Annotated in this window: 18 protein-coding genes; 8 read left to right on the top strand and 10 right to left on the bottom strand. The window is 73.5% G+C overall.

Annotation, left to right across the window (positions count from 1 at the left end):
* Positions 1–147: 147 nt before the first annotated feature.
* The 3 genes from AB0B58_RS14110 to AB0B58_RS14100 form a co-directional block, all read right to left on the bottom strand.
* A complete protein-coding gene (locus tag AB0B58_RS14110; protein ID WP_360222914.1) occupies positions 148–1,239 on the bottom strand; it encodes an ABC transporter substrate-binding protein in 1,092 nt (363 codons plus the stop codon).
* Between the two features lie 295 nt (positions 1,240–1,534).
* Complete coding sequence (locus AB0B58_RS14105) at positions 1,535–5,014, bottom strand: BTAD domain-containing putative transcriptional regulator (RefSeq protein ID WP_360222911.1); 3,480 nt, start codon at positions 5,012–5,014, stop codon at positions 1,535–1,537.
* A gap of 55 nt (positions 5,015–5,069) precedes the next feature.
* Positions 5,070–7,412 carry a BTAD domain-containing putative transcriptional regulator gene (locus AB0B58_RS14100; protein ID WP_360222908.1) on the bottom strand — a complete coding sequence of 781 codons (2,343 nt, stop codon included), beginning with the start codon at positions 7,410–7,412 and terminating at the stop codon, positions 5,070–5,072.
* Positions 7,413–7,716: 304 nt separating this feature from the next.
* Here AB0B58_RS14100 and AB0B58_RS14095 point away from each other — a divergent pair, with 304 nt between their 5' ends.
* The 3 genes from AB0B58_RS14095 (at position 7,717) to AB0B58_RS14085 (ending at position 9,400) form a co-directional block, all read left to right on the top strand.
* Positions 7,717–8,040, top strand: a complete 324-nt coding sequence (locus AB0B58_RS14095) for a hypothetical protein (RefSeq protein ID WP_360222905.1) — start codon at positions 7,717–7,719, stop codon at positions 8,038–8,040.
* 68 nt (positions 8,041–8,108) lie between these two features.
* The gene (locus tag AB0B58_RS14090; protein ID WP_360222902.1) at positions 8,109–8,732 is read left to right on the top strand and encodes a response regulator transcription factor; all 624 of its coding nucleotides are present in this window, start codon (positions 8,109–8,111) and stop codon (positions 8,730–8,732) included.
* A 53-nt stretch (positions 8,733–8,785) separates the two neighbouring features.
* Positions 8,786–9,400: a TetR/AcrR family transcriptional regulator gene (locus AB0B58_RS14085; RefSeq protein WP_360222899.1), complete on the top strand. Its 615-nt coding sequence runs from the start codon at positions 8,786–8,788 to the stop codon at positions 9,398–9,400.
* Here the strand turns inward: AB0B58_RS14085 and AB0B58_RS14080 are convergent.
* From AB0B58_RS14080 to pseB, 7 genes are all read right to left on the bottom strand, one after another.
* Positions 9,384–10,427 (bottom strand): S66 peptidase family protein, encoded by a 1,044-nt coding sequence (locus tag AB0B58_RS14080; RefSeq protein ID WP_360222896.1) that lies wholly within the window; start codon positions 10,425–10,427, stop codon positions 9,384–9,386. The genes AB0B58_RS14085 and AB0B58_RS14080 overlap by 17 nt on opposite strands.
* A gap of 80 nt (positions 10,428–10,507) precedes the next feature.
* A complete protein-coding gene (locus tag AB0B58_RS14075) occupies positions 10,508–11,551 on the bottom strand; it encodes a spore coat protein (protein WP_360222893.1) in 1,044 nt (347 codons plus the stop codon).
* Complete coding sequence (locus tag AB0B58_RS14070) at positions 11,548–12,282, bottom strand: cytidylyltransferase domain-containing protein (protein ID WP_360222890.1); 735 nt, start codon at positions 12,280–12,282, stop codon at positions 11,548–11,550. Before AB0B58_RS14070 ends, AB0B58_RS14075 begins: the two co-directional genes overlap by 4 nt.
* A gap of 5 nt (positions 12,283–12,287) precedes the next feature.
* The gene (locus AB0B58_RS14065; RefSeq protein ID WP_360222887.1) at positions 12,288–13,718 is read right to left on the bottom strand and encodes a hypothetical protein; all 1,431 of its coding nucleotides are present in this window, start codon (positions 13,716–13,718) and stop codon (positions 12,288–12,290) included.
* Positions 13,715–14,521, bottom strand: coding sequence for a hypothetical protein (locus AB0B58_RS14060; protein WP_360222884.1), 807 nt, complete (start codon positions 14,519–14,521; stop codon positions 13,715–13,717). Before AB0B58_RS14060 ends, AB0B58_RS14065 begins: the two co-directional genes overlap by 4 nt.
* Before the next feature lie 4 nt (positions 14,522–14,525).
* Entirely contained in the window at positions 14,526–15,650 is a 1,125-nt protein-coding gene (locus AB0B58_RS14055; protein ID WP_360222881.1) for a DegT/DnrJ/EryC1/StrS family aminotransferase, read from the bottom strand.
* Positions 15,650–16,624 (bottom strand): UDP-N-acetylglucosamine 4,6-dehydratase (inverting), encoded by a 975-nt coding sequence (gene pseB / locus AB0B58_RS14050; RefSeq protein WP_360223662.1) that lies wholly within the window; start codon positions 16,622–16,624, stop codon positions 15,650–15,652. Before pseB ends, AB0B58_RS14055 begins: the two co-directional genes overlap by 1 nt.
* Positions 16,625–16,819: 195 nt before the next feature.
* On the opposite strand from pseB, the gene AB0B58_RS14045 reads away from it, so the two are divergent.
* Genes AB0B58_RS14045 through AB0B58_RS14025 form a run of 5 tightly spaced genes read left to right on the top strand, consistent with a single transcriptional unit; the run spans position 16,820 to position 21,374 of the window.
* The gene (locus tag AB0B58_RS14045) at positions 16,820–17,062 is read left to right on the top strand and encodes an acyl carrier protein (protein ID WP_360223660.1); all 243 of its coding nucleotides are present in this window, start codon (positions 16,820–16,822) and stop codon (positions 17,060–17,062) included.
* Complete coding sequence (locus AB0B58_RS14040) at positions 17,055–17,792, top strand: SDR family oxidoreductase (RefSeq protein ID WP_360222878.1); 738 nt, start codon at positions 17,055–17,057, stop codon at positions 17,790–17,792. The genes AB0B58_RS14045 and AB0B58_RS14040 overlap by 8 nt, the downstream gene beginning before the upstream one ends.
* Entirely contained in the window at positions 17,789–19,120 is a 1,332-nt protein-coding gene (locus tag AB0B58_RS14035; RefSeq protein WP_360222875.1) for an AMP-binding protein, read from the top strand. The genes AB0B58_RS14040 and AB0B58_RS14035 overlap by 4 nt, the downstream gene beginning before the upstream one ends.
* Positions 19,117–20,193 (top strand): acyl-protein synthetase, encoded by a 1,077-nt coding sequence (locus AB0B58_RS14030; protein ID WP_360222872.1) that lies wholly within the window; start codon positions 19,117–19,119, stop codon positions 20,191–20,193. Before AB0B58_RS14035 ends, AB0B58_RS14030 begins: the two co-directional genes overlap by 4 nt.
* Positions 20,190–21,374 carry an acyl-CoA reductase gene (locus tag AB0B58_RS14025; RefSeq protein ID WP_360222869.1) on the top strand — a complete coding sequence of 395 codons (1,185 nt, stop codon included), beginning with the start codon at positions 20,190–20,192 and terminating at the stop codon, positions 21,372–21,374. The genes AB0B58_RS14030 and AB0B58_RS14025 overlap by 4 nt, the downstream gene beginning before the upstream one ends.
* The last annotated feature ends 6 nt before the right edge of the window (positions 21,375–21,380 follow it).

Below are 21,380 nucleotides of genomic sequence, written 5' to 3'. Positions count from 1 at the left end.
TGGATTGCCGGTTGCGGTGGTTACCAGCTTGGAACACATATTGACGTAACTGAACACGCGGAACAATGGAGGTTTGTCTATGTCCGCAGATGCCGCGCGGCGGCGCCGGACGGGGGTCCGACGCCGCCGCGCGGGCCACGCTCGCGATCAGTAGGCGCTGTTCAGGTCCGCCTTGGCGTTGCTCTCGTCGTACTCGCGGTCGGAGATGATGATGTCCTCGGGGATCGGCTCACCGTTGAAGAACTTGGCGGCCGTGGAGAACGCGAGGGGGCCGAAGCGCGGGTTGGACTCGATGACGGCGTAGATCCAGCCGTCCACGATGGCCTGTACCGCGCCCTTGGTGCCGTCGATCGAGACGATCTTCACCTCGCCGGGCTTCTTGCCGGCACCCTTGAGCGCCACCTCGGCGCCGAGCGCCATCTCGTCGTTCTCCGCGTAGATGCCGTTGATGTCCGGGTTGGACTGCAGCAGCTGCTCGGAGACCTTTTGGCCCTCCTCGCGGGAGAACTGGCCGGTCTGCTCGAACACGATCTTGACGTCCGGGGCGACCTTGGCGATCTGGTCCTTGAAGCCCTTGGTGCGCAGCGTCGTGACGTTGTTGCCCGGCGCGCCGAGCAGGATCGCCACCGAGCCCTTGTTGCCGAGCGCCGCGGCCATCTTGTCGGCCGCGCGCTTGCCCTGCTCCTCGAAGTTCGACCCGATGAAGGTCAGGTAGTCGGTGCAGGACGACGCGTTGATCTTGCGGTCGATGGTGACGATCGGGATCTTCTTCGCCGAAGCCTTGGCGAAGACCGAGTCCCAGCCGTCCGAGTTCAGCGGGGCGATGATGAGCAGCTGCACGCCGGAGTCGATCATCTGCTCGACGTCGCTGATCTGCTTGTTGAACTGCGAGGCGGCGTTGGTGGTCTGCAGGTTGCCGCTCGGGATGCCCAGCTTCGCCGCCTCGTCCTTGATGGACTGCGTCTCGGCGATGCGGAACGGGTTCGCCTCCTTCTCCGACTGCGAGAAGCCGACCTTGGCGGTCTTCGGGTCGATCTTCGTGCCGCCGAACTGATCCAGCGTGCAGGTCTTCGCGCCGGGTGCGGCCGACTGTGCGACCTGAGCAGCCGCTGATGCGGGCGTTCCACCGCCCGCCGAGTCGCCGTCTTCGGACTTCGCACACGCGCTCGCGCTGGCGAGGAGAAGGGCCGCGCCGAGGGAAAGAACCGCCGGCCTCCAGCGGCCGGACATAGCGCTCATGACATTGGCTCCTTAGTGGTGACTGCGGCGTCGTCGGGTGAGGCATCGACGCTTTACCATCCCGAAACACATTCACGCACTATCAAACTTTTCCTGTCAAGGTCACGGTCATAACCAATCAGAAACGAACGCGACGCTCTGTCGTGAGTCGACTCCGGGCTAGCGGAGCAGCAGGTCAGCGGCCTAGAGGCGGAGAGACCTGCGGTTTTCGCCCGTCGACGGAAGCCGACGGGAAAGCTTGTTACCGATCACAATTGAACGGCGCGGTCCGATCTGGAGCGTGCGGTTCGGAGGATCAACCACTGCGGACGGTCGTGGGTGCCGCGACCCGGATCGGGTCGATGCCGAACTCGGCCAGCCGGCGGCGCAGCCTGCGCAGATCCCAGCGGGCCCCGAGCACGGTGTACACCTCCGCCGCCTCGCCGCCGCAGAGCGCCGCCTCCTGCGGTCGCCGCCGCGCGGCCAGCAACACGGCCGCGTCCTCGCAGGCGGCGGCCAGCTCCGGCACGCGCCCCACGGTCCGGTAGTGCGCGACGACCTCCAATACCGGCTCCGGGTCGCCCGAGAGCAGCGCCTGACAGCGGGCCGAGGCGGCCCAGGCGCGGGCGGGCCGAACCTCCTTCGCCGCCTCGTCCGCGCAGATCCTCGCCGCCCGCCGGGCCACATCCTCCCGGCCGATCTCGCACGCGATCCGGATCGCGTCCGGCAGCCACTGGTGGCGCAGCATCATCGGGGCGTACTCGGGGGTGAGCAACGGGGAGAGGATGTCGAGCGCATCGGCCGGGCGGCCGCGTTGCTCGGCGCCGAGGGCGCGGGCGACCAGCAGGAAGTCGCAGCTCTCCCGCTCGGCGTCGCTCGCCGGTACCGCGTCCGCGGCGTCCAGGTGCGCGGCGGCCAGATCGGCGTCGTCGCGATGCCCCGCGATCAGCGCCGCCACCCCGTGCAGCAGCATCGTCACCGCGCCGGGCTCCCGCATGCCCAGAAAGGTGAGGCCGGGCGCGTCGTCGGTGACCGCGCTGACCTCGGCCGTCGCGTCGTCCCACCGGCCCAGCCAGTGGTACTGCACCGCGGAGGCGACCTGCAGACTGGCCGGCAGCCGGTGCCGGATGGCGAACAGCGCCGCCTCGCGCAGGGTCCGCTCGGCCTCCTCGAGGCGGTCGAGATTCTGCAGCGTGAACATGCGGTTGTCCAGCAGGTCGAAGTACATCCCGGCGAAGGTCGGGTGGTCGTGCATGATGTCCAGCGCGCGGTCCACGTACTCCAGGGCACGTTCGTGGTCGCGCCGGATCGAGTTGGTCAGCCACGTCGTCTGCAGCGCGAACGCAGCCTCGTACGGCTGGTTCGCCGCCACCGCCTCCTCGTGCACCCGCTGCGCGTTGCGGTCGGCGCGGTCGAGGTCGCTCAGGTCGCCGCGGCGGAAGTTGGCCAGCAGCACCCGGTGCCGGGTCCGCCAGAGCTCCGGCACCTCCCGGTCGTCGACCGCGCCGGTGAGCAGGCCGATGGCGCCCGCCGCGTCGCCGCGCCGGAACCGCATCGCCGAGAGCAGCTGGCGCATCTCCGCCCGGTCCGCCGGATCGGTGGCGCTGCCGAGCGCCTCGATCGCCTCGTCCATCGGGTAGCGGTCCTGGCGGAACTCCAGCTTGACCAGCGCGACCAGCAGCGTCTCCCGCTGTCGCGGCGCGGGCAGGTCGGTGGCCAGCGCCTGGCGCAGCAGCTCCGCGGCGATCCGGGGGGTCCGCTTCACCACCTCGGCATGGTTCTCGACCAGCCACCGCACCACCCAGGCATCGATCACCGGGGTCTCGGCGGCGAGTTGCTCCGCGACCCGGGTCACCGGGCTGCCGCCGCGGGCGAGCGCCTCGGCCGTGTGCCGGTGCAGCGTCGAGCGGAGGGCCGCGGGCACGCTCTCGTGCAGCGCCTGCCGCAGGAACGGGTGCCGGAAGGCCAGGTCGCTGCCGGAGTCCACCACGATGTTCGCGGCGAGCGCCTCCTCCAGGTTGACCATCAGGTCGAACGGCGACCGCCCGGTCACGGCGACCACGTCGTCCACGGCGAACTCGGTGCCCAGCAGCGCCGCCAGCCGCAGCACCTCCTGGGTGTCTTCGGTGAGGAAGTCCAGCGTGCCCCGGACCACGGCGAGCAGCGACCCCGGCGCCTCGACCGGCACCGCCGCGTCGATCTCGGCCCGGCCGTCGCTGATCCGCACGACGCCGCGGCGCAGCAGCGCGGTGGCAAGCTCCCGGGCGCAGAGCGGATTGCCGCCGGAGCGGGGCACGATCCCGCGCAGGTGCGGACCGATCCGGGCGCCGACGAGGGCGGCGACCAGCTCCTCGATGTCGCCGGGCGGCAGCCCCCGCAGCATCAGCGTGTGCCCCTGCCGGGACCGGACGCCCCGCCGCAGCTGAGCCAGCGCACGCCCGTTCGGCTCGGGCCGGGCCGCGGCCACCAGCAGCAGCGGCAGCCGCCGGGTCGCCGCGACCAGCCGGTCCCAGAGCAGCACGCTGGCGTCGTCCGCCCACTGCAGATCGTCGACGACCAGCACGAGCGGCGCGACGGCACAGGTCGCCCGAACGTACGCCAGCACCCGGTCCGCCGCCGGCGCGGCGCCGGCCTCCTCCGGCTCGCCGGCGTGCAGTTCTGCCGCGAGCGCGGCCCGCCGCGGATCCGCGGAGTCCGGCTCGATCCCGAGCGCACGAGTGATCACCTGTAGCGGAACGTGCCGGTCCAGCTCGTCCGCGACGCCCCAGGCGAGCTGGCAGCCGTCGTCGCCCGCGGCCGCGAACGCCGCGGTGAGCAGCTCGGTCTTGCCGATGCCGGGCTCGCCCTCGATCCACACGGCGGCGCCCGTGCCGTCCGCGACGGCGCGGGTCAGCTCGCGCAGCCGCCGCAGCTCGGCGTCGCGGCCGACCAGCGCCCGACCGGCGAGGCCGTCCCGGATGGCCCGGGCCACCGGGGTCGGCACGATCGGGTCTACCGGCCGGGGGCCGAGGCCGTCGGCCGGCTCGACCGAGCCGGCCAGGACGCGCCGATGCAGCTCACGCAGGGCCGGGCCGGGCTCGACGCCGAGCTCGGCGACAAGCGTGCGCCGGGCCGAGCGGAATACCTCGAGCGCCTCGGCGTGCCGCCCGGCGCGGTGCAGGGCCAGCATCAGCAGCTCGTGCAGCGGCTCGTGCAACGGGTGATCACGGGCCAGGCCGGCCAGCTCCGCCACCAGGCCGTCGTCGCCGAGCTCCATCACGATCCGAGCCCGCCGCTCGACCGCCGCCAGCCGGCGTTCCGCCAGGTGCGCCCGCTCCACCTCGAGCCGGTGGCCGGAGAGCCCGCCGTACGCCTCGCCGTGCCACAGCGCCAGTGCCTCGTCGAGCCGCGCCGCCGCGCCGGCCAGATCGCCGGTCCCGTGCAGCTCCGCCGCCTGCGCGCACAGGACGGCGAACCGGTCGCTGTCCAGCGCGCCTGGGGAGAGCCGGAGCAGATAGCCCGACGGGCCCGAGGCCAGCAGCTCGCCGGCGCCGCGGTGGTTGCGGTCCGGATCGAGGCTGCGGCGCAGCCCGGAGATGTAGGTGTACACGCTGCCGGTCGCGGTGGCCGGTGCCGCCGCACCCCACACCGCCTCGATCAGTTCGTCGCGGCTCACCAGCCGGTTGGCGTTCGCCGTCAGCGCGGCGAAGAGCGCGCGCTGCCGGCCGGGCCCGAGGTTGAGCTCGCGCTCGCCGATCCAGGCCCGGACCGGCCCGAGTACCGAGATCCGGAGCCCGCCGCCTGCAGAGGCCGACACGTGCCCTCCGTTTCCGCGGTTCGGGGATCCCATGCTGGTGGAGACCGCTCGGCCGTCAGCCGATAACGGAAATCGGGTCGGCGGAGCCGGCCGTCCGGCGCATGCGCGGCACGGCCGGTTCGCCCGGCGGCCGGTTCGGGGGCAGGCGGCTGAGGAGCGCCCGGAACCGATCGAGCCAGGGACCAGGTGCCCGGCGGGCGCTGAGCACGAGGCGGGCCACGTCGGCGGCGGCCGCGTGGTCGCCGCGGCGGTCGTGGGTCGCGGCCACGATCCAGCGCATCTCCGCCTCCAGCGCGGGGTCGGTGGCCCGGGCGGCCGCCCAGCCCGCCTCGGCCACCGCGCCGCGGCCCTGAAGGAACAGCAGCCGGGCCAGCCAGGCGGTCAGCTCGAGGCGGGTGCCGTGGTCCAGGTTGTACTGCGAGTGGGCCCGCTGCAGCACCGCGATGGTCGGCTTCGGCGCGCTCGCCCACAGCTCCTCGACGTGGCCGGCGAGCCACCGGCCGGCCCAGGGGTCCAGCGGGGCCGGCCCGGCCAGCAGCTGCCCGAGCACCCGATCCGGTGCGCCGCCGGCGGCGGCGACCTTCTCCGCGAACGAGCGGTGCAGCATGACGCGCAGGGCCGTCGGGGTGCCCTCGTGCAGGGTACGGGCGACGATCCGGTGCCGGAACACCAGCTGGGGGCCGGGGCCGAGCACCCCCGCGGCGTGTGCGGGTGCCAGCACACGCCGGATCTCGTCCGCCGGCCGGCCGGTCGCCGCGGCGACCTCGGGCACCGTGCACCCGGCCCGCCGGCCAACGGGCGCGCCCAGGAACGCGACGGCCCGCAGGATCTGCCGGGTCTCCTCCGCGAACGGGCCGAGGTGGGCGTTGACCGCGGCCGTCACCTCCGCGGGCGGCGGATCGCCGGGCTCGCGCCGCGGGGCGGCCGCGAGATGCCGCAGGTAGCAGGGGTTTCCGCCGGCGTCGCCGAGCAGCCGCCGCAGGATCCGGGGCTCCGGCGGCCGGGGAGCCGTCCTCCAGACCAGTGCGGCCGCGTCGGCCGGTGCCAGTCCGGACAGCACCACCTCGCCCGGGTGCACGGCCCGCAGCTCCGCCAGCCGCCGGTCGTCGGCGGCCGGCCCGCCGGCGCCGACGAGCAGCAGCGGCAGCTCGCCGGTCAGCGCGTGCAGCTCCGTCCAGACCCGCAGGGTGGCGTCGTCCGCCAGCTCCAGGTCGTCGATGACCAGGATCAGCGGCCCCTCGGCGGCGGCGCGCCGGATCACCGCGGCGGCCCGGTCCACAATGCCCGGCGCGGGGCCGCCGAGCGCGTCCGCGGCCACCGCGAAGAGCTCCCTGACCGGTTCCCGGCTCCCGTCGCCGGCCATGGCGGACTCGAAACACTCGAGCAGCACCCCCAGCGGCATCCGCCGGGCCAGCTCGTCGCCGGCACCCCAGCCGATCCGGCAGCCGGGCGGCGCCGCGTCGCGGAGCGCCGTGGCGAGCAGGGCCGACTTGCCCATGCCGGGTGCGCCCTTGAGCCAGACGCTGCCGCCGCGGCCCGCGGCCACCTCGGTGACCGCGTCGAGCAGCAGCCGCAGCTCGGCCGTCCGGCCGACGAACACGGCGGCCGGTGCCGGGCCGGCGCCGCCGGGGCCGCCATCCAGTACCCGGCTGCGCACGGCGCGCAGTGCCGCGCCGGGCTCGGTGCCCGTCTCGTCCCGCAGCAGGTCCCGCAGCCGGTCGTGCACCTCCAGCGCCTCGGCCCGGCGGCCGCGGGCGTGCAGGGCGGACATCAGCATCGCGTGCAGGTTCTCCTGCAACGGGTACGCCGTCGCGAGCGTCCGCAGCGCGCTGATCGCCTCGTCGTGGCGGCCGAGCTCGATCAGGAGCGTGGCGCGCCGTTCCGCGGTGGCCAGCCGCAGCTCGGTGAGGCGCAGCCGCTGTGCCTCCGCGTACCGGCCCGGCATGCCGGTCAGCGCCTCGCCCCGCCACAGCCCCAGGGCCGCCTCCAGCGCGGCCAGCTCGGCCCGGCGGTCGTCGGCGGCGCGGTGCCGGCGGCTGCGCTCCCGCAGCGCCTCGAAGCGGTGGACGTCCACGGCCGCGCCCGGCACGTGCAGGCAGTAGCCGCCCGCGCCGGAGGTGAGCGTCCGCCCGGCGGCCCAGCGGTCGCGGCCGGGCTCGAGGACCCGGCGCAGCGCGGACACGTAGGTGTAGACGTTGCCGGTCGCGCTCGCCGGCGGGTCGTCGCCCCAGACCGCCGCGACCAGCTGCTCGCGGGAGACCGGGCGGTTGGCGTGCAGGGCGAGCACGGTGAAGACGGCCGTGCACCGGGCGGAGCCCAGCGCGACCTCGGTCCCGTCCCGCCAGGCGCGGACCGGGCCGAGCAGGCGGAGGTCCATGCCCTCGTGCTCTGCCGCCATCGCTGTCCCAACATCGTCGTGGGTGGATCGCCGCCGGCCGACGTCCCCGTCGGGTGCGGCGTGCTATCGCACCGCGCGAACCACCATAGCGCCGCCACAACACCTGCGTGCGCGGCGCTGGACAGATTCCCAAACCGCTCCGGCCGCCGGCCGGGCATCGACCGTCACGGTTGCCCGGGACGCCGCGGGCAAAGTACGCCGGAGCCCGGGGCATCACCACGCGCATGCTCTTCCGCGCCCACGTGCGGGTCTGATGGACTCGCAGCCGTGCCGGGCGCTCGCCCGGTGCGCTGAGGAGGGGTCGATGAGCGGGGACTTCGCCGGTGACCTCTTCCTGACCCTGGCGGCCGAGGGCCGCCTGGTGCTCGACCCGGTCAGCGCCGACGAGGTCGTCGCCGGGCTGGAACGCACGCTCGCCCTGGTCCGGTCCCGGCTCCGGATCCTCCGGCTCTGGGAGCAACTGCCGGTCCAGCGCCTGGACGAACTGCCCGCCGAGCTGCGGCAGGACGTCGTGGACGCGGTCTTCGTCGACCAGCTGACCCCGGGCCGGCTCGAGCGCGCCGTCGTCGAGTTGCCGAAGTACATCGAGGCGCTGCGCAGCGCCGGCCGGCTGCCGCCGGTCGTGTAGGTGGCGTGAAGATTTTCTGAAGAACGCTTCCGGAGACTGGCCCCGCCGCTACGAAACCGGAGGCAGCCGTGGAACAGGTGCGAGTTGCTCTGCAGGCGTCGGACCCGCTCATCCAGGCGGGACTGGCCAGCTATCTTCAGTCGCGCCCGGAGCTGACGCTGCTGCGCGGCGCCGACCGCGCACAGGCCAAGGTCCTCGTCGTCTCCGCCGAGCGCCTGAGCGCCGACGTCGTCGCCATGCTGCGCCGCCACGCGGCCGAGGCGGGCGCGCCGGTCGTGCTCATCACCAACGAGATCACGGAGACGGAGCTGCTCACCGCCGTCGAGTGCCGGGTGGTCGCGATCCTGCCCCGGCCCGCCGTGACCGCCGATCGCCTGGCGCACAGCGTGCTCGCCGCGGCGGCCGGCGGCGGGGTCATGCCGCCGAACCTGGTCGGCGAGCTGCTCAAGCACATCGAACGCCTGCAGCGCGACGTGCTCACCCCGCACGGGCTGAACACCTCGGGCCTGACGCCCCGCGAGATCGACGTGCTGCGGCTGATGGCGGACGGCCTCGACACCAGCGAGATCGCCGGCGAACTCAGCTACTCCGAGCGCACCGTGAAGAACGTGATCTACGGGGTCACCCACCGGCTGAAGCTGCGCAACCGTTCACATGCGGTCGCGTACGCGTTGCGCTCCGGCATGATCTGAGGCGGCCGCCCGTTAGTGGGTCTCACCTAGCGTCACGGCTGTAACGTTGCCGCATGACGGCAGGGGGGATCAGGGACCGATTCCGCGCGCAGATGCGCCAGGAGGTCAAGGACGCGGCACTGCGGCAGCTCGCCGAGGGCGGCCCGCAGGCGTTGTCCATCAACGCGATCGCCAAGGAACTGGGCGTCTCCGGCCCCGCGCTCTACCGCTACTTCGCCGGCCGCGACGCGCTGCTGACCGAGCTCATCCTCGACGCGTACGCCGACCTGACCAGCGCCGTCTGCGCCGCACCGCGGCGGATGCCGGACCTGGCCGGTGCCTACCGGGCCTGGGCGATCGCCAACCCGCACCGCTACCGGCTGCTCTTCGGCGCGCCGCTGCCCGGCTACGACGCGCACGACGAGCGCCTGGTCGCCGCGGCGCGGGGTGCCATGGACGTGCTGTTCGCCTTCGTCGGTCCCGGGCCGGAGCCCGAGCCGCCGCTCGCCGAGGCGTTGCGCGCCTGGGCCGGCGGCGTCGACCCGGCGGTGGCGCTGCACGCGGTCACGGCGTGGAGCCGGCTGCACGGCTTCGTCAGCCTGGAGATCGAGGGCAACTTCACGTCGCTGGGGCTCGACCCCGGCCCGTTCTTCGCGGCCGAGGTCGACGCGCTCAATAGTGCGCGGTGATCCGCCGCGCCGGACCGTCGACGGTGATCCGCCCGCCGTACGGCAGCACCCACTGCGGGTCGGTGTGCCCGAAGTCCACCCCGAAGACGACCATCGCACCGGGGTTGTAGGCCGCCAGCGCCCGCAGCACGGCGGCGCGCTGCTCGTCGCGGTAGCGGACCCGCTCCGCCATCGGCCTCGGGTCGAAGAAGACGGTGCCCTTGGCGGTGGCGACCAGGATCGCCGGGAACTGCTCGAGCAGCCCGCGCTCGCCGAAGTTCCGCAGCATCTTGAACACCTCGTCGCCCGAGGGCATCTCCTCGGACGTCTCCAGCAGCAGCACGCACCCGGCGTAGTCCTCGACCGGGCGGACCCAGCGGTCGGCGGCCAGCGTCCAGTGCAGGATCTCGAGGCACCCGCCCCAGGCGGGCGCGGAGACCACCCGGTCGGCCTGGTGCCACACCCGCCCGGGGCTGGCGTACGGCACGGCCGAGCTGGTGAGCGCGGCCGGATCATCCCACGGGATCTCCTCGTCGCTGAACAGCTCGACGGGGCGGATCTCGACGTCGCCGCCGGTGAAGAGGGCGGCGCGCAGGGACTCGGCGGCGATCGGCTGCACGCCGGCGCCGCGGGCGAGGTGCATCATCGTGGACATGCCGTGATAGCCGGCGACGCCGTGGGTCCAGAGCCAGTTCAGCAGGTTGGTGTTGTCCGAGAAGCCGAGGAACGGCTTGGGGTCGGCGAGGAACGGCTTGGGATCGAGGTGCGGCAGCACGGTGATCTGGTCGTCGCCGCCGATGCTGGCGAGGACGGCCCGGATCGACGGGTCGGCGTAGGCGGCCATGAGATCCTCGGCGCGCGCCGCCGCCGTCGAGTGCCGCCGGGTGGTGGGGAACTCGACGGGTTCCAGGTGGAAGTCCTCGCGCAGGCGGAGCAGGGCCTGCTCGTGCAGCGCCGGGAAGTCGGCGGGCGCGGCGTAGGCGGGCGACACGACGGCGATCCGATCACCGGCGGTGAGCTTGGGCGGATCAGTGAACTCTGGACGCATGGGAGCATTCTCCGGTACAGCGACCCGGTGTCGTTTGTGTTTAGTCCCGGCCGGTGCGGCCCTGCGCCCAATGGGCCTTGCTAGCGCCGGCGCAGGCGTTGGAGCAGGGCGTCCGCGACGCGGGCGGTGCCGCGACCGTCGACGGCCGCCCAGGCCCGAGCGGCCAGCGCCGTCCGCTCGGCCGGGCTCGCCAGCAGCGCTCGGAGGGTGTCGACGGCCGCGGCCGACTCGGTCGGCGACGAGGTCAGCGCCGGCAGGTGCCCGAGGCCGGCCGCGAGACCGCGCGCCGTCGTCCGGCCGTACCCGATGATCTGGTTCTCGACGACCCAGAGCAGGGCGGCGGGCCGGCCGAGGCAGAGCAGTTCCCAGGTCGAGGTGCCGCTGGCGCTGATCGCCAGGTCGGCGTCGGCGAGCAGCTTTGGCAGGTCGTCCGTCGGCGCGATCACCTCGATCCGCTGTCCGGGCGCGGGTTCCAGCGCGAGCAGCTCGCGGCGCAGGCCGTCGTCGGCGGCCACGATCGTTGCCGCGCAGGCGGCCCCGGTCCGGATCAGCAACCGGGCGGCGACCGGCGCCGCGTGGTAGGCGTCGGTCGCGCCGAAGAAGGCCACGACCTCGGGGGTACGGCCCGAGCCGGCGCTGGGCGCGGTGGCCGGGCGGAGGTCGCGGACCGCCCGCCGCAGCAGCGCGTAGTCGAGCCCGGCCAGCCGGACCGCGCCCGGCGGCAGCGGCGGGTGCCGCAGTTCGGCGTCGAGGTTCTGGTCCACAAAGATGTCCGCGTCCTGGCCGCGCGGGTCCCCGTCGACGATCGCGACCACGGCCGGCCCGCTGGCCCGCACCGCGCGGGAGTGCGCCGCCGGCAGCTGGTACGAGTCGATCACCAGCGCGTCCAGGCCGAGCCGCTGGGTCGCCGCGACCAGCCCGACGGCGTCGAACGGCGCCGGATGCCACGGCAGGCCCCGGGCGGCCAGCTGACGTGACGCCCACTCCAGGCCGCCCAGGTCGCTGAGGAAGTGCACGGCCGCACCGCGTCCGGTCAGCTCCTCGGCGAGGGCGACGCAGCGCACGAGGTGCCCGGCGCCGGTGCGCGGCCCGGCGTCGCACCGGATTCCGACGGTGATCGTCACGCCTGTGTCAGCTCCTTCTGCCGTACGTGCGCGTTGAGCACGGTCAGCTCCGGCCGGCCGGCGAGCCAGCCGGCCAGGGTCCGTACGGGCACCGGCCGGTCGCCGAAGTGCGCGACGACGGCCTCGATGAGCCGCCAGTCGTCCTCGGTGTCGAGGGTGAGCCGCAGGTGGGACAGGTCCGGCTGCAACGTCAGGCCGAGCACGTTGTATTCGTGCGGGTGCGAGTAGACGTACGAGGTCACGTGCGTGCGGTGGTGCGCGGTGGCGAGCTTGTCGATCTCGCGCAGCACGTCGGTGCGCACGATCTCGACGTCGAGCCCGCGCGGCAGCGTGCGCGCGATGGACGTGCTCAGGTAGTCCAGCGACGGGGTCGCGGCGAAGACGTCGGCGGCCAGCATGATCAGCTCGGGGTCGAGCAGCGGGCAGTCGGCGGTGAAGCGCAGCACCGCGTCGGAGTCGTCCTCGCCGGCGTCCAGCACGCCGAGGAAGCGGCCGAGCACGTCGTCGACCGGGCCGCGGTGCACGCCGACGCCGATCGCCTCGCACTCGGCCACCACGGGGTCGTCGACCTCCTCGGTCGTGGTGGCGACGACCAGGTCGTCGAGCACGCCGCTGTCACGGGCGGCCCGGACCACCCGGTCCAGGACGGTACGGCCGCCGAGCCGCCGGAGCACCTTGCCGGGCAGCCGGGAGGAGCCCATCCGGGCCTGGACGATGCCGATTGTTCGCATGGGATTCAGTCCTTGAAGAGGGGTGAACGGCGTAGTGCTCTTACGGCCCTGCGGGCGGCCCGGGCGCCGAGCCGGGCGATGCGGTAGCCGACCTTGCCGCTGAACGCGTCGATCTGCAGGCGCGCCCGGCGCAGTTCGGCGTCGCGGTGGATCAGTTCCGTCTCGACGTAGGCGACGCGAACGGCCGCGTCGGCCAGTTGTTCCTCCAGCCGCCGCACCTGCTCCTCGTGCTCCCGGAGCGAGTCCGGCGCGGCCGGTGCGGGTCCGGTGGCGCCGACGGCGTCGGCGAGGCCGGCGGCGGCCAGCAGGATCGTGGTGAGCGACGGCACGTCGGCCGCCGCGGGCCACGGCTGCGCGTAGCCCCCGGCCAGCAGCGTGTGCGCGAACCGCCGCAGCGCGGCGCCCGGCTCGCCGGTGGCGCGGGCCGGGTCGAGCACCGTGTAGGTGTCGCCGTCGACGAGCACGCTGTCGAGGCCCGCCGCCGGCGCACGCTCGACCCATCCGGCCAGCAGCCGCCGGATCGCGGGCAGGTCGTGGCGCAGGCACGCGCCGATGAGCAGCTCCTCGAGGACCCGGCCCGCGGGCAGCTCGGCGGCCGGGCCGCCGCCGGTCAGCACCGGCGGGACGGCCAGGCCGGGGTCCGCGCCGCGGAACGCACAGACCAGCCAGGCCGGCGCGAACTCCGCGCCGACCCCGGCCCGGATCGCCGCCGCCGTGAGCCGCCGCGGGTCGCTGAGCACCGGCCGGCCGGCGAAGGCGGCGGCGACGGAAGCGACGGCGGCCGCGCTGAGCGCGCCGGAGGATTCCTCCCGCAGCGCCGCCGGGGTCGCGGCGAACTCCGGCGCGGCCGGCAGCGGCCAGGCGGCGCCGAGCCAGCCGACGGTCAGGCCCGCGGCCGCCAGCCGCGACTCGAGCCGCGCGGGGCTGCCGGGCTTCGTGCCGAACTCGCCGAGCGGGCACCAGGCGTCGGTGGTGTGCGCGAAGGTGACCGTGGCCCGGTCGACGAGGCGGTGTACCCCGAGCTCGTTCTCGACCGCCAGCAGCAGCGCGCCGCCGGGGCGCAGGACTCGGTGCAGCACCCGCACGCTCTCGGCCCAGTCGTACTGTGGGCCCTCGACGGAGCACAACCGCTCGACGCCGTCGAGCGCCACGACCGCGTCGTACCGCTCGGTGCCGGTGAGCTTGGCGAGGCTGCCGCAGAGCACCGTGACGCCGCGACCGCTCAGGGCGGCGGCGTCGGGCTGGGACCGGACCAGGCAGGTGACCTCGGCGAACGGGGTCAGGGCGTCGATCAGGGCGGTCGCGTGCGGCCCGGCGACCAGCACCCGGCCGCCGAGCGGCCGCAGCAGCCCGATCAGGTACGCCGCCAGCGCGCCGTCGACCGGCTCCCGGTCCGTGAAGTCGGCCATCTCGCCACCGATGAGCTCGTAGCTCATGCGCCGGCCCAGCCGAGGATGGCGCGCAGTTCGGCGGGCGAGGCCAGGTCACCCGCCCCGAGCTCGTACAGCGCGGACGCGGTGGCGTCGGCCGGGTCCGGGTGACTGCCGTGCAGCTCCGGCCACTGGCGACGGATCCGGTCGGCGGTGACCCGCACCTCCCCGTCGAGGTGCATCGGGTCGCCGTAGACGGCGGGCTCGCAGCCGACGGCGGCGCCGTAGAGGACGGCGCTGCTGAGCCTGTTCGACGCCACCCGGCGGTGGGCCCGCAGCTCGGCGAGCTGGTTGTGCAGGAACTTCGTGTCGGTGTCGAGCCAGCGCAGCCCGCGGTAGCCGTGGCAGATCACCCGGCCGGCCCGCTCGTAGCGGCGCCGGATCCGCTCGTCGCGGAACTCGTGCCAGTACAGGCAGAAGGTGATCGGGCCGTCCTCGGTCTCGAGGATCTCGTCGATCAGCCGCTGGTGGTCGCCGGCGACGTGCTGGCCCTCCCAGCCGTGGAACGGGTACCAGATCGTCCCGGCGCGCGGCGCCTCCGCGGGCGGGGAGGTCGAGAGGAGGTAGAGCCAGGGTGCGCCGATCACGGTCGCGTACCGGCGGCCCATCGACCAGGCGCGCCGCCGGGTCTGCTCCGACCAGACGAAGATCGGCCGCCCGGACACGTACGGCGTACCCGCGCCGAGCCCGTCCACCACGTTCCAGCCGTGCTGCACGTACCCGTCGATCCGCGGCGGATCGTCCGGGTCGAGCCCGCAGTAGCCGGCCAGCACGTGGGCGTGGCCGTAGAAGTGGTTGGCGTGGTGCACGGGCTCAGCTCTCCAGAATGGTGCGCAGGGCGTACACGACCCGGTCCTGGTCCGAGTCGCTGAGGTCGACGAACAACGGCAGCGACAGCTGCTCGGCGTAGAAGCGCTCGGCGACCGGGCACATGCCGCGCCGGTAGCCGAGGTCCTCGAAGGCCGGATGCCAGTACGCGGGGATGTAGTTGACCTGCACGCCGATCCCGGCCGCGCGCATCCGGTCGTAGACCTCGCGCCGCCGGCCGTCCTGGATCCGGACCGGGTATAGATGGCGCATCGGGTCGGCCCACGCCCGCCGGACCGGCAGCCGCAGCCCCGGCACCCCCGCCAGCAGGTCGTCGTAGCGCTCTGCGAGGGCCGTCCGGCGGGCCTTGAACGCGGCCAGCCGGCGCAGCTGGGAGCTGCCCAGCGCGCAGAGCACGTCCGGTAGCCGGTAGTTGAGGCCGAACTCCGGCACCTCCTGGTGCCAGCCGCCCTCGTCCGGGTGGCGCAGGCGTGCGCCGTCGCGCACCAGGCCGACGCCGCGGAAGGTGCGCGCCCGTTCGAGCAGCTCGGGCACGGTGGCGGCGACCGCACCGCCCTCGCCGGTCGTCAGGTTCTTAGTCGGGAAGAACGAGAAGGTGGTCAAGTCGGCGAGGGTGCCGACCGGCCGCCCCCGGTACGTCGATCCGATAGCGTGCGCCGCGTCGGCAATCAACGCCGCTCCCGCGCTATCCGCGACTTTGCGCAGCTGGTCGTACTCGGCCGGGTGCCCGGCGTAGTCGACCGCGGTGATGGCCCGGGTCCGCGACGTGACGGCGGCCTCGGCCGCCGCCGGATCCAGGTTGGCGGTGTCCTCCTCGACGTCCGCGAAGACCACGGTCGCGCCCAGCATGGCGGCGGTCGACGCCGTCGCCACGAACGTCATCGGCGTGGTGACGACCTCGTCGCCCGCGCCGATCCGCGCCGCCGCGTACGCCGTGTGCAGCGCGGCGGTGCCGTTGACGACCGCGACGCAGGGCGCGCCGGCGACGAGCCCGAGCTCGTTCTCGAAGTCGCCGACCCGCGGCCCGGTGGTGAGCCAGTCGCTGCGCAGGGCCGCCGCCACCGCCTCGACGTCGGCGTCGGTGACGTTCTGGCGCCCGTACGGCAGCATCACTTCTCCTCGAGCAGGGCGCTCATCTCGTCGACCTCGAGCCACAGGTCGTTGTTGTCCGACCGGTAGTTGAAGCCGTCCGGCACCCGCTCGCCGCCGTCCGGCGTCCGATAGCCCCAGCTCGCGACGACCGGCTGCACCACGTAGCGGTCCGGGAAGCGCAGCGTGCGGCGGCTGTCGTCGGCCGCGATCATCTCCTCGTGCAGCTTCTCGCCCGGCCGCATGCCCATCTCGTGCGTCGGCGCGTCCGGCGCGACGGCCTCGACCAGGTCGAGGATGCGCATGCTCGGAATGCGCGGCACGAACAGCTCGCCGCCCTGCATCACGTCGAACGAGTCGACGACGAACCGCACGGCCGCGTCGAGGGTGATCCAGAAGCGGGTCATCCGCTTGTCGGTGATCGGCAGGCTCCTGCCCTCGGCGTTCAGCCGGCGGAACAGCGGCACGACCGAGCCCCGGCTGCCCATCACGTTGCCGTACCGCACGACGGCGAACCGGGTCGGATGGGTCGCGGCGTAGTGGTTGCCCGCGATGAACAGCTTGTCGGCGACCAGCTTGGTGGCGCCGTACAGGTTGATCGGGCTGGACGCCTTGTCCGTGGAGAGCGCGACGACCCGCTGTACGCCGGCGTTGATCGCGGCGTCGATGACGTTCTGCGACCCGTTGATGTTCGTCGCCACGTACTCGGAGGGGTTGTACTCGGCGGTGTCGACCTGCTTCAGGGCGGCGGCGTGCACGACGTGGTCGACGCCGTGCATGGCGCGCTCGAGGCGCTCGCGGTCGCGTATGTCGCCGATGAAGAAGCGCAGCCGCGGATCGTCGCCGAACATCTGGCGGACCTCGTACTGCTTCAGCTCGTCGCGGGAGAACACGACGATGCGCTGCGGGTCCAGGTCTGCCAGCGCGTGGCCCAGGAAGGCCTTGCCGAACGAACCGGTCGCACCGGTGACCAGGATCGACGATCCACTCAACACACTCATTAATTGCTCCCGGAGATGGCGCGGGCATTGGCTCGAGGCGGAAGCATAACTGCGCGGCAAGTCATTTCCAGGGGCTGATCCAGATGCCAGACGCAATTCACGTCGAGTTCAGCTTCGATTTGTCGCGACGTTGCGACCGCTGGGGCAAGGTGGGTTCCTTCGCCCATCCGCACTTGGAGTAAACCAGTGATTGAGCTGCAGAGACTGCGTGAATCGTTCCGGACGTCGCTGGATCTGCCGCCGGATTCGCCCGTGGACGACCTGCACTACCAGGACAATGAGAAGTGGGACTCGCTGGCGCACATGTCGTTGGTCGCGTCGATCGAAGATGAATTCTCGGTAATGATCGACACGGACGACGTCATCAATATGTCCAGCTTTGGCGAGGCAATGCGAATTCTCGGTAAATACGGGGTGGACTTCAATGAGTGAACGGGTAGCTCTCGTCACGGGAGCCTCCCGCGGTATCGGCCTGGCCGTCGCCCGGCGGCTCGCCGGGCAGGGCCACGATCTCGTCGTGCACGGCCACCGCGCGGACGCCGTCTCCGAGGCCGCGGCCGAGCTCGCCGGCAAGTACGGCGTGCGGGTGGTCGCGGCGCACGGCGACATCGCGGACCCGGAGACCAGCCGGGCGCTGATGCGAACGGCGTTCGAGAACTTCCGGCGCCTCGACGCGCTGGTGGTCAACGCCGGCACCCACGCGGCCGGCGTGCTCGGCATGACCGACGACGCCACCGTGCAGCGGCTGTTCGCGGTGAACGCGGTCGGTGCGGCGTACACCCTGCAGGGCGCCGTCCGGCTGCTCGGCCGCGGGAGCGCCCCCGCGGTCGTGCTGGTGTCGTCGATCACCGGCACCGCCGGCGCGGCCGGTCAGGCGATCTACGCCGCGTCGAAGGCCGCGGTCAGCGGCCTGGCCCGGTCCGCGGCGAAGGAGCTGGGGCCGCGCGGCATCCGGGTCAACGCCGTCGCGCCCGGCTTCATCGCCACCGACATGCTGGACACCCTCGACGAACGCGGCCGCGCGCAGCGCGTCGCCGACACCGCCCTCGGCCGTCTCGGCGAGGCCGACGAGGTCGCCGACGTGGTGGCGTTCCTGCTCTGCGACCAGGCCCGGTTCGTGACCGGCCAGGTGCTCGGGGTCGACGGAGGACTCACGCTGTGAACCTGCTCCATCCCCGGGCCCGGGTGGTCGACGCGGCGACCGGCCAGGTCCTGGACCCCGATGAGGTCGCCGAGGCGGCCGCGAGGTTCGAGCGCCGGCCGCCCGGCGTCGTGTTCGCGCTGACACCGACGGACCTCCCCGCGGTCACGCTCTACCTCGGCGCCCTCGCCGCCCGCCGCCCGATCGCGGTGCTCGATCCGGACCTGGACGGCAACGTCCTGCTCGCCCTGATCGAGCGCTTCGCGCCGGCGCTGGTCACCGGCGCGCCCGGCGCGCCGCCCCGCGGCTACACGGCCGCGGACGGCTGGTGGGTCCGCGACGACCCCGCGGTCGAACCCCATCCCGACCTGGGGCTGCTGCTCGCCACTAGCGGGTCGACGGGCGATCCGAAGCTGGTCCGGCTCTCCCGGGCGGCGGTGCTGGCCAACGCGGAGGCGATCGGCGAGAGCCTCGGCATCGCGCACACCGACGTCGCGCCGACCACGCTGCCGCTCTTCTACACGTACGGCCTCTCGGTGCTCAACAGCCACCTGCTGCGCGGCGCGACCGTGGTCCTCGAGCGCGGCGGAATGATGCAGCGCGAATTCTGGGGTGCCGTCGACACCTACGGCGTCACGACCCTCGCCGCCGTGCCGTACCAGTACGAGATGCTGCGCCGGCTGCGCTTCGACCCGGCGCGGTACCCGACGCTGCGCACTCTCACCCAGGCCGGCGGCCGGCTGCGCGTCGAACTGGTCGAGGACTTCGCGCAGCGGATGGCCGCCGTCGGCGGCCGGCTCTTCGTCATGTACGGCCAGACCGAGGCGACCGCGCGGATGGCGGTCCTGCCGCCGGACCGGCTCGCCGGCAAGCTCGGGTCCGCCGGCATGGCGATCCCCGGCGGCGCGTTCTCGATCGCGGACGGCGAGGTCGTCTACACCGGACCCAACGTCATGATGGGTTACGCGGAGAGCGCCGCCGACCTGGCCCGCGGCGACGACCTGGGCGGGGTGCTGCGCACCGGCGACCTGGGCCGGCTGGACGACGAGGGCTTCCTCTACCTCACCGGGCGGCTCAAGCGGATCGGCAAGGTCTTCGGCGTCCGGGTCAACCTCGACGACATCGAGCGCGCGCTGGCACCGCACGGGCTGGTCGCGGCCGTCGCGGGCGACGACCGGCTGCATGTCTTCGTCGAGGGTGCCGACGCCGGCGCCGCCCGCTCGGTCCGCGGCGAGCTGGCGGAGTTCCTCGACACCCACTTCTCCGGCCTGGACGTGCGCGGGATCCCCGCGCTGCCGCTCCTGCCGACCGGGAAGATCGACTACCGGTCCCTGGAGGCCCTCGTATGAGCCCGTTCACCCGCTCCCAGCCGGAGCGCGAGGCGCTGCTGCTCAAGGAGCTCTCCGAGCTGGTCGAGCACCACCGGGACCGCTGCGCGCCCTACGACCGGATCCTCGCCGCGTCGGGCTGGTCCGGCGCCGGCGCCGGCGCCGTCGCCGACCTGCCGTGGCTGCCGGTGCGGCTCTTCAAGAACCTCGAGCTGAAGAGCATCCCCGACGACGAGGTCTTCAAGGTGCTGACCTCGAGCGGCACCACCGGCGACGTCAGCCGCATCTACCTGGACCGGGCCGCGGCCGCTACGCAGACCCGCCAGCTCGGCGCCACCCTGCAGACGGTGCTCGGCCCGAAACGCCTTCCGATGCTGCTGGTCGACACCAGGTCGCTGCTCAAGGACCGGCGCTCGTTCAGCGCCCGCGGCGCGGGCGTGCTCGGCATGGCGACCTTCGGGCGCGACCACGTCTGGGCCCTCGACGAGGACGGCGTTCCCGATCTGGCGGCGCTGCGGGAGTTTCTCGCCCGGCACGGTGACGCGCCGTTCCTCATCTTCGGCTTCACCTACCTGGTCTGGCTGCACCTCTACGAGGTCGCCCGCGACAACGGGCTCGACCTGAGCAACGGCATCCTGATCCACTCGGGCGGCTGGAAGAAGCTGATCGACCGGGCCGTCCCGCCGGAGGAGTTCCGCCGCCGGCTGGCCCGCGACACCGGCCTCGTGCACAGCCACAACTTCTACGGCATGGTCGAGCAGATCGGCACGATCTTCCTGGAGGGGCCGTCGGGCGGGTCGCTGTACTGCCCGGACTTCGCCGACGTGGTCATCCGCGACCCGCAGACCTGGCGGGAGCAGCCGGTGGGCGAGCCGGGGCTGATCGAGGTCGTGAGCACGCTGCCCACCTCGTACCCCGGGCACGTCCTGCTCACCGAGGACCTCGGCGTCGTGCACGGCGTCGACGACGGCGACTGGCCCGGCAAGCGCTTCTCCGTCCTCGGCCGGCTGCCGCGCGCCGAGGCCCGGGGCTGCTCCGACACGTACCGGTCGGCACAGGCAGGCGCGGCTTCACCCGACGAGGAGGCAGCGTGAGATTCCGGTTCGGAGACCCCGGAGAGCTCGCCGCGCCGTCGCAGGACCGGCTCACCGTCGGCGACCCGCGGGTCGTCGACTTCCTGTCCCGCTTCGCGCGCAGGCTGCTCGCGCCGGCCATCGCCCGGCGGCACCCCGAGCTCGGCTCGCTCGGCTACTTCCTGCGGCCGGCCGAGCTGACCCGGGCCGCGGCCCGGCTGGAACGGCCGGACGCGCTCGTCTTCCCGCGCGGCAACATCTTCCACCTGCCGCCGGCCAATGTGGACACCATCTTCGTGTACTCGTGGGCGCTGTCCGCGCTGGCCGGCAACCACAACGTCGTTCGCATCTCGTCCCGCTCCGCCGGTGCCGCGGAGACCGTCCTGGAGACGCTCAACGCGACCCTGCGGGACGCGGACCCGGTGATCGGCCGCACCCAGCGCATGGTCACCTACGGCCGGGACGACGCGACCACGGCGGCGCTCAGCGCCTGGTGCGACCTGCGGGTGATCTGGGGCGGCGACGAGGCCGTGAACTCGATCCGCCGGCATCCGCTGCGCCCGTCGGCCCGCGACCTGACCTTTCCCGACCGGACCTCCTGGGCCGCGCTGTCCGTGCCCGGCTGGCGGGCGGCGGACCCGGCGGCCCGGCGGGCGGCGGCGGCCGGCTTCGCGAACGACTCCTACTGGTTCGACCAGGCCGCCTGCTCGTCGCCGCGCGCCGTCTTCCTGGTCGGCGGCGACCCGGCCGGCGTCGCGGAGGAGTTCCTCGCGCTGCTCGGCGAGGTCGTTGCGGAGCGCGGTTGGAGCGTCGACGCGGCCATGGCGGTCGAGAAGCGGATCAACGCGTACGGGCTGGCCGCCGCCGGTGCCGTCACGTCGATGGCCTTCCCGGAGAACGCGGTGACCTCGCTGTCCCTGGCCGGCGTCGGTTCCGCGCCGCGCCGCTGGATCGGCGCGGGGGCGTTCCCGTTCGCAACGGTCGCCACGCTCGAGGACCTCGTACCCGCGATGAACCGGCAGGACCAGACGTTCAGCCACTTCGGCTTCGCGCCGGCCGAGCTGAAGGCGTTCGCCCTCGCCCTGGGCGGCCGCGGCGTCGACCGGATAGTGCCGTTCGGATCGGCGCTGACCTTCAGCGCGATCTGGGACGGCTTCGACCTTCCGCGGGAGTTCACGCGGCTGACCACGCTCGACGCATAGGGGCTG

The organism is Actinoplanes sp. NPDC049118 (genome assembly GCF_040648555.1).
Lineage (GTDB): Bacteria > Actinomycetota > Actinomycetes > Mycobacteriales > Micromonosporaceae > Actinoplanes.
This window is presented reverse-complemented; position numbering and strand designations above follow the sequence as displayed.

Coding starts and splice junctions, on each gene's coding strand:
- AB0B58_RS14110 (WP_360222914.1), bottom strand. CDS start 1,239: ATGAGCGCTATGTCCGGCCGCTGGAGGCCGGCGGTTCTTTCCCTCGGC.
- AB0B58_RS14030 (WP_360222872.1), top strand. CDS start 19,117: ATGAGCCCGTTCACCCGCTCCCAGCCGGAGCGCGAGGCGCTGCTGCTC.
- AB0B58_RS14040 (WP_360222878.1), top strand. CDS start 17,055: ATGAGTGAACGGGTAGCTCTCGTCACGGGAGCCTCCCGCGGTATCGGC.
- AB0B58_RS14085 (WP_360222899.1), top strand. CDS start 8,786: ATGACGGCAGGGGGGATCAGGGACCGATTCCGCGCGCAGATGCGCCAG.
- AB0B58_RS14070 (WP_360222890.1), bottom strand. CDS start 12,282: ATGCGAACAATCGGCATCGTCCAGGCCCGGATGGGCTCCTCCCGGCTG.
- AB0B58_RS14055 (WP_360222881.1), bottom strand. CDS start 15,650: ATGCTGCCGTACGGGCGCCAGAACGTCACCGACGCCGACGTCGAGGCG.
- AB0B58_RS14095 (WP_360222905.1), top strand. CDS start 7,717: ATGAGCGGGGACTTCGCCGGTGACCTCTTCCTGACCCTGGCGGCCGAG.
- AB0B58_RS14100 (WP_360222908.1), bottom strand. CDS start 7,412: ATGGCGGCAGAGCACGAGGGCATGGACCTCCGCCTGCTCGGCCCGGTC.
- AB0B58_RS14065 (WP_360222887.1), bottom strand. CDS start 13,718: ATGAGCTACGAGCTCATCGGTGGCGAGATGGCCGACTTCACGGACCGG.
- AB0B58_RS14080 (WP_360222896.1), bottom strand. CDS start 10,427: ATGCGTCCAGAGTTCACTGATCCGCCCAAGCTCACCGCCGGTGATCGG.